11 protein-coding genes and 1 pseudogene are annotated in these 11,532 nt (G+C 35.5%); 2 read left to right on the top strand and 10 right to left on the bottom strand.

Annotated elements, in window-relative coordinates; genetic code table 11:
* The 7 genes and pseudogenes from ACXAD6_RS20030 to ACXAD6_RS20000 form a co-directional block, all read right to left on the bottom strand.
* Nucleotides 1-912, bottom strand: a pseudogene (locus ACXAD6_RS20030) (ATP-binding protein); the annotation flags it as partial.
* Nucleotides 905-1,330 (bottom strand): TcpE family conjugal transfer membrane protein, encoded by a 426-nt coding sequence (locus ACXAD6_RS20025; protein WP_474970506.1) that lies wholly within the window; start codon nt 1,328-1,330, stop codon nt 905-907. The pseudogene ACXAD6_RS20030 and the gene ACXAD6_RS20025, both read right to left, overlap by 8 nt.
* A gap of 13 nt (nt 1,331-1,343) precedes the next feature.
* A complete protein-coding gene (locus tag ACXAD6_RS20020) occupies nt 1,344-1,562 on the bottom strand; it encodes a hypothetical protein (protein WP_474970505.1) in 219 nt (72 codons plus the stop codon).
* Nucleotides 1,563-2,609 (bottom strand): conjugal transfer protein, encoded by a 1,047-nt coding sequence (locus tag ACXAD6_RS20015; protein ID WP_474970504.1) that lies wholly within the window; start codon nt 2,607-2,609, stop codon nt 1,563-1,565. It abuts the gene before it with no gap.
* An 11-nt stretch (nt 2,610-2,620) separates the two neighbouring features.
* The gene (locus ACXAD6_RS20010; RefSeq protein ID WP_474970503.1) at nt 2,621-4,528 is read right to left on the bottom strand and encodes a type IV secretory system conjugative DNA transfer family protein; all 1,908 of its coding nucleotides are present in this window, start codon (nt 4,526-4,528) and stop codon (nt 2,621-2,623) included.
* Entirely contained in the window at nt 4,512-5,216 is a 705-nt protein-coding gene (locus ACXAD6_RS20005; protein WP_474970502.1) for a hypothetical protein, read from the bottom strand. Before ACXAD6_RS20005 ends, ACXAD6_RS20010 begins: the two co-directional genes overlap by 17 nt.
* Before the next feature lie 800 nt (nt 5,217-6,016).
* Complete coding sequence (locus ACXAD6_RS20000) at nt 6,017-7,495, bottom strand: primase C-terminal domain-containing protein (protein WP_474970501.1); 1,479 nt, start codon at nt 7,493-7,495, stop codon at nt 6,017-6,019.
* Between the two features lie 528 nt (nt 7,496-8,023).
* Between ACXAD6_RS20000 and ACXAD6_RS19995 the strand changes: the two genes are divergently transcribed.
* Nucleotides 8,024-9,082: a ParM/StbA family protein gene (locus ACXAD6_RS19995; RefSeq protein ID WP_474970500.1), complete on the top strand. Its 1,059-nt coding sequence runs from the start codon at nt 8,024-8,026 to the stop codon at nt 9,080-9,082.
* Nucleotides 9,083-9,084: 2 nt separating this feature from the next.
* Nucleotides 9,085-9,384, top strand: coding sequence for a hypothetical protein (locus tag ACXAD6_RS19990; RefSeq protein ID WP_474970499.1), 300 nt, complete (start codon nt 9,085-9,087; stop codon nt 9,382-9,384).
* 522 nt (nt 9,385-9,906) lie between these two features.
* Here the strand turns inward: ACXAD6_RS19990 and ACXAD6_RS19985 are convergent.
* The 3 genes from ACXAD6_RS19985 to ACXAD6_RS19975 form a co-directional block, all read right to left on the bottom strand.
* Nucleotides 9,907-10,194, bottom strand: a complete 288-nt coding sequence (locus tag ACXAD6_RS19985; RefSeq protein ID WP_474970498.1) for a hypothetical protein — start codon at nt 10,192-10,194, stop codon at nt 9,907-9,909.
* Nucleotides 10,195-10,668: 474 nt separating this feature from the next.
* Nucleotides 10,669-11,010, bottom strand: a complete 342-nt coding sequence (locus tag ACXAD6_RS19980) for a hypothetical protein (RefSeq protein ID WP_474970497.1) — start codon at nt 11,008-11,010, stop codon at nt 10,669-10,671.
* A gap of 32 nt (nt 11,011-11,042) precedes the next feature.
* Complete coding sequence (locus tag ACXAD6_RS19975) at nt 11,043-11,528, bottom strand: hypothetical protein (RefSeq protein ID WP_474970496.1); 486 nt, start codon at nt 11,526-11,528, stop codon at nt 11,043-11,045.
* Nucleotides 11,529-11,532: the final 4 nt, after the last annotated feature.

The following is an 11,532-nucleotide window of genomic DNA, read 5'->3' as shown; positions in this document are numbered from 1 at the left end:
TGCGGTGTTCGTAGTTTGAATCTCATGGTCAAAGTTTTTAAACCTTTTTTTAAGCTTTCGCACCTGTCTAATGTTCGTGTGATTCTCTTTGAAATGGTATTTGATTTGTAATTCAACGGGGAAGTCCACATTTTCTATAATGTCGAGAATATATTGATTGTTTTCTACAGTTACAGGCATTTCCTGCATCGGCAAAAAGCTAATATACTCTGTGTAGTCTTGGTGTGAAATCGTGAGGTATCCATAATGATTTTGAATAACGCCTTCGGTTAAGTCATATGGATTATCGGGAAGTTCAAACATGTCGCTAGTACGGTGAAATTGATAGTATAAGAGATTGTAAATCTCATTTTCCTTAACGGGTTCATAGGTCTTACTGTGTCTTGTTTTACTTCTGAAATTTTGCTCCAGCTGCTCATAATACGAATAATCATCTTCCACATCCGATTGGAAAGTCATGACCTTTGAAATATCTTCTCGAATCCGCTTCATAAGCTTTTTCATGAAGTCGGAAACGTCTGTAGTTACAACAGCATCACCTTTGTTAATATGAATGGCTATATACACTTTATAATCATGCAAGAAAACTTCATTTTCTAAAGTAACCTTGGCTCGCTCAAAATAACGATGGCCAATGTCTGCAAATTCTCCTTTTACAATGTTTTCTTGGATTACATCAGTGAAATTTTCAAAATCAAACCGTCTGGGTAAGATCATGATGTGATAATCATATTGATGATTTGAAAGGAAATCAGCTGTGCGTTCAATATAGCTATTAAAATCAACTTCACTATTTAGTCTCAAATACTCTTCTTGAAGTTGATAAAAAGCCCAAACTTCATTGTTTTTGTTGAACACCATATTGTTATGAATGTGATCAATCGGGTACTCCAGCAAGGGTTTTTTACTCATATTTACCTCCCCTCTTATCTTTAACAACGAATGATTCATATTTCATTTCTTTGTGCATTTGAGAAGTCGGCACTTCAATAAAATGCTCAATCGCTTTTTTTCGGGTTTTATAGAACTTGTAACGATCTTTGATATAAGGGAGAACCCCTTTACCGTCATATTTCAAATTGAAAACGATGAAGGTAATCAAAGCCGGAATGAGTGTGACCATGATTAACCAGTTTTGCAAAATGAACCGAATAACATTACTTTCACTCGTAAAGCCAACAACGAGGAAAACACCTAACATCCCACCTGCTAAAATGATGGAAAAAACAAGTTTTCGAAGCTCTAAACCATTTGCAAATTCAATGGATTGACCTATCCGGTAAATCTTAATCGGATATTTATATTCATTCGTAAAGTTTTCGCCCTTCATTTGAGCACCTCCATTAGTTGAAGATGGCATTACCAATGGAACGAGCTAGTTCTTCAATCTGAGGTCCGAAGAATACAAGGACTAAGCACAGCACGCCAAGAGCTAAACCGGACATGAACTGTCCCCAGTCTTCTCTTGTGTAAGCAACCAAAGCACGAACCACCATAATGATTAGAACAATGAACCCGATCTGCGTAATGAGATTTTCGGCAAGATCTTGTAAGTTAAACATTTAAAATCCTCCTTGATTAATAGATTCGATAAAGAATTTATCTTTTTCTTTTGTACCTACAAGATAGTAGGTGTAGACACTATTGAAAGATGTTTCTTCATTCTGATAACTAACATCAGCTATGATTTGATAGTCTCCATTTTCCTTTTTTGTAACTTTATGGATGTTTAAGTCATTAAAAATTTGACCGTTCAATCCTTGCTCCACATTGGCCATGAACGGTAGTTTATCGTCACTTACACCATAACTTGTAAAGAAATCTGTTAAAGATTGGTTAAGTTGTTTATTCTCTGCAGCTGTAAGGTCATCCCCCTCCAACGGTTGATCGTCTAAGGTAATATCACTTACATAACGGTGATTAACCAAGCTAGGTTTGCCTGTTACGGCATATCCTTCACCATCTGTTACAACAGGAACAACAATTTGCTCTGTTTCCCTCACTTCATTAACTTCTTCTTCCTCAACGGTTTCTTGTTTCTCTTCATCACCATCTTTTTTAGTGACTTCTTTTTCCACCGTTTCAACTTCTTTAATTTCATAGCTTACTTCAAAGATCAAATTAGCTTTATTCTCATCCAGGTACTCGGTTTCCATATAACGAGCGTCAGTTAAAGATCGACTACCTTTAAAGTCGTCCAGACGTTCTAAATCAGAAGTTTGAAATCCATTTACGTAATAACGACCAAGAGTATCTAAACGTTTCTCTCGATCTTCTGGACTTTCCGGAACATCATAATATTCATCTAAGAAATCTTGTCCAAACGATACAACGGAATCCGTAAAACCTTCTTTTCGGTTCTCAACTTCATGTAATTGATCATCAATTTTGTTTTCAGAAGCTTCAACGTTATTTCTAATCGTTTGATACTTCATGAAAAAAATAAGATTGAAGAACAAGGACAAAAAGATAACCCCGAAAATGGTAATGGTTAAAACTTTTCTTACCTTGGTCCTTGAAAAGCGTATTTCACGATCCGTAGACTGTTTAGATGGTTTATTTTTCTTGTTTTTCTTGAAATTTGCTTTCATTTGAGAAAGTTTTTTCATTAGCTCCCTCCTTAATCCATCAACGGATGCCGTACATAGACTACTTCCGGATCAATTTTGTCTTTAGCAGCTTTACGAAAAACAACAAACTCCCCTGTACGTAAATTCCTAATTTCATCAGGAGTAATTTTATACTTTTGAACAAGTCGTACAGTTCCTTGATCTGCTTTACGATCAACACGTTTTAAACGGCCTTCTTGCCTTTCAGTAACAGTGGTAATGTCCGGGTCCTTATAAGTTCCAATCTTATTGGCCCACGTTTCATGTTCATCGTCATTGTTTGTCTGACCTATAGCGTAAGTGTTCGTATTTCCAATCACCTGATCCGGCAGATGATTATCTACTTTCCTTAGATCAGCGATCGTTTGAGTAGCAATAATACAGTGGAACCCAGCTGACCTTGATTTGTTGACGGTATCAACAATCTTGTCATTCGCATAAACCGAAAATTCATCGTACACAGCTAAAATTGGCTCTTCCTTCATCTTTTGCCGGTTCCGGTAGGAAACGAGAAAATTCAAATCATAAATTATAAAACGAGCAATCGTTTTAATGTATTTATCATAAATTGAACCATCAAAGCTAATGAACAATACATCCTTGTTATCACTAACCTCCAATAAATCCAATCCATCTTCTTTTTCTCTAAACAACTGGCCCAACTCTTTCTCTAATAATGCTGTAATGGCCAATCGAACAACTGAAGCATTTTCAAATAAATAAAGCTCACCTTCTTCAGTAGCTTCCCAATCTTCAAAGAAACGTTTATAAAAGCGATCAGCTCGATCACTTCTAACTTTTTTACTGCGTTTTTTTGTAACTGTGACTGTTTCCGTTTCTGGTTCCTCTTCCGGCTCTTCATCAAGAAAGCTAGAGTAATTGTATTTGTCCTCTCTTTCTTCCTGTTCTTCATACTCTTCTTCAACTTCAATCAAATCATCATTCAGAACTTCTTTAATCTTCTTGGGATTTAAATACGTTTCAAACGTCCATAAATCCCTAGTGAAATCATAAGCATCAATAAATTGAATTAGAGTTTGGACCAATACCTCATTAACTTTTACATAATACTGGCTTTCCGTTTCAACTAAAGCCTGCAGCTTATCGGTAATAACAGTGGCGTTACCGTGACGAATCGGATTGTATGTTAGTGAATCCACATCACTAAAGACTTTTATTTCTTTTCCGTATTTCTCACTAATTTCTTTCACATCGTCTATACTTTCAGCTGAACCTTTTCCATCAATGAAAACAACCGGATAATTTTTCATTAACGCATATTCAATATAGTTCAGAAGTAAAACGGTTTTACCACCACCTGTAGTAGCTGGAACGAACATGTGTTGATTTACCTCTTTGAAGTCCATGTAGAAGGGCTTACCACGTTGATTAACTCCCAATAAAAGCTGTTCTGTCTTTCCATCCATAACCTGTTTACGCCAACGCTTTTGGGCTTTCTTATTCAGGTCATGACGTTTCTGATAAACTCGGTTAAATTCATTTGAAGTCTTAAATTCATCTTGTTCTTGTTCAATGGAACGCACTTTTTTGGAACGAATATAAGTGGTAATCAGATCCCATACATAAGAAGTACCAATACCTCCAGATATATAAATCACCCAGGAGACATTCGTAAAAGTAATGGTTTGTCCAAATACTTCTTCCAAAAAGGAAACTCCAAAAGGCAAATACTGATAAATTCCAAAGTAATCAAAGCTTCGGTACATTAAACAAAAAGCAAGTACCACACCTGATAAAACACTTACAATCAAATGAATCTTAGGCTTTTTTAAAACTCGGGCAGCTATGAAAAAGGGAATCGCAAATATTAACAATGGAAAGATCAACAAAATTCCAAGCAACATAGCAACGCCTAAACTTAATTCTTTAGCAACTTCATCGTTATTCTTTTTGGGCAATATCTAACAACCTCCATATAAGCTCACGCTGAAACATGGATTTTTCCAAACCGGCCGAAATAGCATACTCTTCAACGGTTTTCATAATCTGTTCATCATCACATAAGTAACGAACCACATCATACTCACCATTTAAAATCTCATCTTTGTACCTTGCGAACTTTTCCTTATACCTTTTCGATGATTTCTGAGTTAATTCAACTTCGCACGCAATCCTTTTGCCATTTTCAAAAATCACAAAATCAGGTATCCGATCTGGGACTTTCTTTAGTAAAGTGGTGTTCTTCCTTTCTCTGCTCGAAAAATTCTGAGTAAGATAATTACTTCTCAACTCTCTTTCAGTTAAAAATTCAAAATCCTTACCCTTCTTAGCAGCTATCACTTTAAAAGCTAATAAACAATCATTCATCCATAATTGATGCTTCAGCTGTGATACATTAATCTTGGTAAAAGCTGTCAACTTACTTCCTAAATAATCAACCCCTCTGGGCTTTATATATAAGAACAACTGATATCCAATTTTCTCTTCCTCAATAAATCCTAATGACAACAATTTCTTTTTTGTATTATAGACAGATACATGACTTACTCTCCCCTTTAAATATTCAATCAACTGAGAAGATGTAACCACTCCAAACCTATCTATTGATCTCAAAATCTCTTCCTGCTTTTCTCTCAACAAAGTCAACAAAATTCCTCCCTAGATATTATCCTCCTCTCTAGTTTACACAACGAAATCTTACATTTAAATTTAATAAAGAAAATCCATATTTCCAATCACAGAACCAAAAACAACTACCCAGCTATACTTATCTTTCTTTAAACTTGCTCTTGAACTTATTTTTCCCTAGAAAAACCTCCTTGGGTTTCACCAGAACCCCCCTTTCTCTTGACCTTAAAATTACATAAATCTTTAAATAACCTTTAAATTATTTTCCATATTATCACAATAAAAATACAAAGACAACCGCCCCTCCACTAAAAAAATACAGGGTTATCTATCTTATGCCTTACTGACCTCATACACATGATGTTCCGTGTGTGAGGTCAGTAAGTTTTCGTAGCGATAGCGAAGAAAAAATAAGATGGATAACCCGCATCATTACAATGATATGGAGGGGCGGTTGTCTTTAATTCATAAAATATTTTAATTAAATACATTTTAAAGGTTATTTAAATACTTAACCACTCAAATGTTTATAAGGTAAGTACATTAATTACTCAATTACATAATGACTGCCATATCTCATTTAAAAACGGAAACATATATATATAAACTATCAAAATTTAGAGGGTAGCAGCTCGGGATCAAACCAAAATAAAAGACCTATAAGTAATAAAAAGAACCATAAAGTCAAAAGCAGAAACACTCCCCCCTGCTAAAAATAAAAGTATAATTATCCTAATAATTTAAATATATTTTAAGGGGATAACAGCACGGGTAAAACAAGTACATAGATATGTATTGGCAGACTGGCCCATTAAAATTTAACTTGTATCATACATAGATAAAGCATTAATAACCCCCATAAAAGATGATCTTTTTTCTTCATAAGGGAACAACAACTGAACCAATTGTTTTGATTGAAAGTGACCTTCTTTTTGCTGTTTAAGGAACATCAAGTGATCAAATAAAATAGACTTAGAAGCTAGAATAGTTTTAGCAGCTCTTCCCTTTCCGGTAGATTTTTTATATAGTTTCTTAGATTTCTTAAATACCTGTTTAAGCGTAGATAGTGGCATGCTAAGAGTATCTGCAAGCACACGAAGAGAACACTCCATAACCGGCTTTTCAGCGCTTGTATGAGCGTTTAAATAGGCTATAATATCTTCTTCCCATTCGTGATAATGACTGCGTTCTCGTTCTTCTCTAGGCTTCGCAAACTTATACCATCCATGACCACCGTGAAAGCTAATGGATCCATCGGTCCAATTCTCTAAAAGCGACTCAACATAAGAACGTTGAACCCCTTGATACTTGCCTGAATAAGCACTCTTGAGAGTGCGGTTGAACTCTTGAAGAGACAAAGGAAAATGAAGAGAGCTGTTCCATTCATCCAATACATCATACGCCTGTTCAAATGGTATTCCATCTGCATAATTGGCTAAAGCAAGCGTTAAAAGAGCGTTATTACGGCTAGAAGCATACTCCCCTGATTGAATCGTCACATTCCTTAGAAGAGCCTTGTACCAATCTGAAGATGTATTATGGCATGCTGAAGCATGCTGGCCTCCATAAATCACGTGAAAAGATTGCTTCTTCACTTCTTTTTCATAATTTATGGACCAGTTTATTAAATCATCTGTATTTGCTTTCTGATCTTGATAGCAAACAATGTTTTCATCATTTGGCATACGATAAAAGCCAAAAGGATTACAGTTTCGGTCGATCGGAGCATATGTACTTAAAGCATCTAATAAATTTGAAGCCACACGTTCAGCTACACGTAGTGCTTTATAATTCTGCTGATTATGGATATAAAAAGGCGTTTCCAAAATAAAGAAACCTTGATACCCTTTCGGCGTTTCCAGTATCAAATTTGGTTGAGGTAATCCAAGTTCCTGGCACCCTAAGAACAAGTCATATACACTCATTTCTTTTGTATCAATATCAAAGCCAATAACATTTATCTGTTTTAAGTTCTCTTTTTTATGGCCCTTGATATACTGCTTTTTAAAGTCAGAATAAGTTCCAAAACGGAAAAGGTTTGGTGTCCAATGCGTAACTTCTTGATAAACGTTTTCTAAAGCTTCATAAGAGGTCACAACAAACCCTTTCCCTTGGCTTAATTGCTCTTTTGTAGGAGCGACAAAAACCACACCATGCTTATTGTTGCTCAAATATGTATCCTGTAAAGCTTGATCCGCCACTGTAAATCGGGAGTTTTTCTTCTTATAAGGTAATAAATCCTGATTAGTCATGGCTTGAATAACACTTAAGGTTTCTGGATTTAACTGCTGCATCATGTTCACCTCTTTTTCCACACAAAAAAGACCGCCAAAGCTCTCGCCCTAACGGTCTACCAGTCTATACTTTGAAAACTGCCGAATAATGTAGAGAAAAAGATGCACTCATTACTTGCAAAACCGGCTTTCATTCGCTAATATATACGTATAACTATATTAACAAACGAGGGGTATTCCCCTTGTTTTCAAAGCTAGCGTGGTTGTCAGCCTTGGGCTAGCTTATCAAAAGAGTAGTGTTACCAGCACTGCTCTTTTAATTTGTCTTTTTTATGTATTTTAAAATTCGTAACCTGTCAAAATCTAATTACATATTATCTTAAAGCTTGAATTTAGTTTTGTCTAGTTTTGACTGAAAATTTAACAGATTGCTTATACCGTTATTTTAACGTTATTTTTACATATATTCAATAAAAAAACACCGTTATTTTAACGGTGTTTTTTATATTCAAATTTGACTTACCGTTATTTTAACGGTATTATTTAGAAACAATACGGTAAAATACCGTTATTTTAAAGGAGGAACATTTAATGGAAATCTTTTCTCTTGATCTAGGGAACTTACAAACGAAAATTAAGTCTAGCAAAACAGAAAAGGTCTTACCTAGTAGCTTTTTAGATTACGATGATCTAGGGGATCAAAGCACGTCTATATTCAACTCCAAACTGAAAGTGAATAAATACGAAACAAACTTTGATTCAATGTTTGAATATGCCTGGGGGGAAGATCTTTATCATGCTCACTCAAAAGGCAATTTTATAGATACCATTCATTTTGAAGATCGTTACAACACAAATGAGTTTAAGCTTCTTTCTTCATTTGCGATCGGTGAACTGGCCAAGAACTATGAGGAAGCGAAAAATGGGATTCTGGAGGTTCTAATTGTTACTGGTGTTCCAACTAATGACTTCAATGAATCCTCGGTAAAAGGCATTATGAATGTACTTAAAGGAGATCACAACGTAACTATAAATGATGAAAGCCTAAACGTCCGCGTTAAAGAAGTTAAAGTTCTTCCCCAACCGGTCGGAACGATTTACAATGAAATGCTTGATGCAGATGGTTACTTGGAAAATGAAAATTACTTAGAGGAACAGGTTACGATTGTAGACATTGGTGGAGGAACCATACTCATTGATACCTTAATGAATATGAACCTTTCCGATACTGGACGTGCTCAAAAAGAGAATGGAGCCTATAAGGTTTATGAAATGATCACGAACAGCTGCTTAAAAGATAATATCCATGGGATCACCAGTAGTAACGTAGAAAAGATATTGCGTCAAAGTGATAATGACCAGTACTTTTTCAGACCAAATAAAAATGAATCTTACAATATAACCAAACACGTTAAGAAGGCTAAAATAAAATATACAAGAGAACTTATTAATACAATCAACTCCACTCTTAAAGGAACATCCAAAATTGATACCTTCCTATTTACTGGTGGAGGCGCAAACCTGATCAATCATGAAGAAATTTTAAATGCGTATAAACATGCGATCTTTGTAGAGAATAGTGAAACAGCTAATGCAAACGGATTTTATAAATTCGGAAAGGCATCACAACTTGAGGAAGCAGGTGTCTAAAGATGCCCGAAAAGAAAAAGGAACGTGTTGAACTTCAATTTAATATGGAGAAGGAAGCTGATCTTCTCCAATTCATTGACGACAACGGAACCACTAGAGCCGGATTTATAAAGTCGGTTATTCGTCAATATATGAATGCGATGCAAAGTATGGGCCAACAAAACATACTGCAGCAATCAGCCGAAAAAAATCAAAAATCAAAAACAAAAAGAGAAGTTAGTGAACCAAGCCTAAATCCTGAGAAAAAGAGAGTTCTTCCAAACATAACAGGAGCCTCATATTCTTCGAAAGAATTAGATTAGGTAACAAAAAACACCCCCAGGTCTTGATTTTTTAAACTGAAGGGTGTTTTATTTATTTTTTGCACATACATATGTTTTTAAGGTGTTAGAAAGGGAAATTCTAGGACTAATACACTTAAGTAAGATAACTACGTATAATGTAAAAACGGTTTTGCTCTAACTTAACAGTATACCCAGTAAAAAAAATTAAATACCGTATAAAAAAAATCGTTAAGAACATCCTAAAGAAGATACCTGTATATAGTTTTAATATGTGTTTTGTTTTTTTGATTTTTAGTGCTGCGTTATTCTAGACGATTATGCTTTATTAGTCAAAGTTTTTTAGAATTTCTTTATTGCACATTTTAAGATAGCTATGGTATGGTATATGTAGGTTGTAACAAGTGTGTTTTACTTCTTACAAAAATTGTGTTATAATTCTTCGTTTGGCCTTGGGGAACTTTTCCTTAAAAACCAAAAGAAAAAGACTCCTAAGTTACGAGCTTAAGAGTCTCACGGATCGTTGCACCGATCCGGTCTGTATTACTTTGATAGAATGAAGTTAGCTAATTCTATCACGAACAGTCCTGCAAGCAATAGCACCACTAGCAACTTCGAGTTTGCTCTCACATAGTTGCTAAAAGTTTCCCATTTGATCCAGACGTATAGGACAGTTGCTCCAAAGATTTTGTCGGCTAGATCCGTTGTGAAACAGATTACAGTGAATACAAGTAGAATCAATCGTACTTCCAATGGCGTGTACACTGCCAGTTCGGTGATGAAAGTCATTGCTGCACTTAGGAAAAGGCTCAACCACTTTACTTGTTTCATACATACCCTCCTTTCTGGCTTGAAAGGAGAGACTGACTTTAAAATCCTAGTTTTCCTGAAACCAGTTTACTGATTTAAAATCACATCTCTACATAATCCCTTCTCCAAAACTCGATATCACGATCAGGCACTTCTCCTACATAGTACGAGGAGATTTTTTGCTGTGCTCATATCATGATTCTATTATACATTATACCCCGGTTTGCGGAGAGTCACAACTAAATTTGCCATCAAGTTTAAATCTTCTGAAAAAGTTATCCACAGGTACTATCTTATTCCCTAAAGAACGTATTTATACGACATGCATATAAATTTATGGTTCTTCTTATTCTAAAAAATAACCAATAGCCCGACGGCATATTGGTTATTTTTTATACTATATGACTCCCTGTTCTGTTCTCTACTTACCAGATTTCCTCCGGCGAGAAAGGAGGTTAAAATTTACCGTTCCTCTTTACTGGTAAACTAACATAGTTAAAGGACTCGGAAATACTCCAAATGAAGGACTATGGAAAAGATAAAAGAAATAACTGCAAAGATTGCCGCAAATAAAATAGACTGGAGAAAACCGATCCCTATTACTAAACCGATCAAAGACCAGAATAAGCTAAAGACAATAGCAAAGGTTATTGAAACAGGACGGGACCAACAAAGAAAAATCAACCCAAAAAACACCAGTACACCAACCTTCCAAGAATCAAAGCGAAATCCAATCATCAGCGTCACAAACAAGGATTCCAAGAATACTAATCCACTCGCGGTATTTTCACGTTCATAACGCCGCTTTGCATCTACATACTGAGTTTCATTAAACACATCCAGACCTCCTATGATTCAGTTCACTACAATCATGCTTTATTTTTCTTTGCTATCGATTTCTTCATAGTCATTCGTTTTTTCTCTGACTGCTTCATGCGTAAATGATACCTATTAATAAAATCATCAGTAATGGCTTTTGGATAATAGCCCATGCGTTCTTTAAGGATGTTCTCAATCACCCAAACCTTCCTTGTAGCGTTTTCGTACTCTTTAAAGCTGTTCTCCTTCATTTCTTTAACATCTTCCAACTCATTAGCTTTATTTGTAAGGAAACGCCAATTATAAACATCCGTTCGATGCTTACGGGCATATTTTAGTAAACACAATAACTCAATGGTGTCCCGCTGCATTAACTCGGGGGTACTTAAAAAAATATCCTGTTCTCCTGGAAGTTGCTCGATTGTACTGGAAACACGCTTTCCATTCTTTAAGACATACCGTGGCTCTAAATCCATCTGGCAGAAAGTACAATATAATCTCTCAACCGGCGATCCGCAAAAAGCACATGTATTCATGTTC

The organism is Halobacillus sp. ABH2_015, assembly GCF_056158945.1.
Note: the sequence above shows the minus strand (reverse complement) of the source record. Positions and strands in the feature narration are given on the sequence as shown.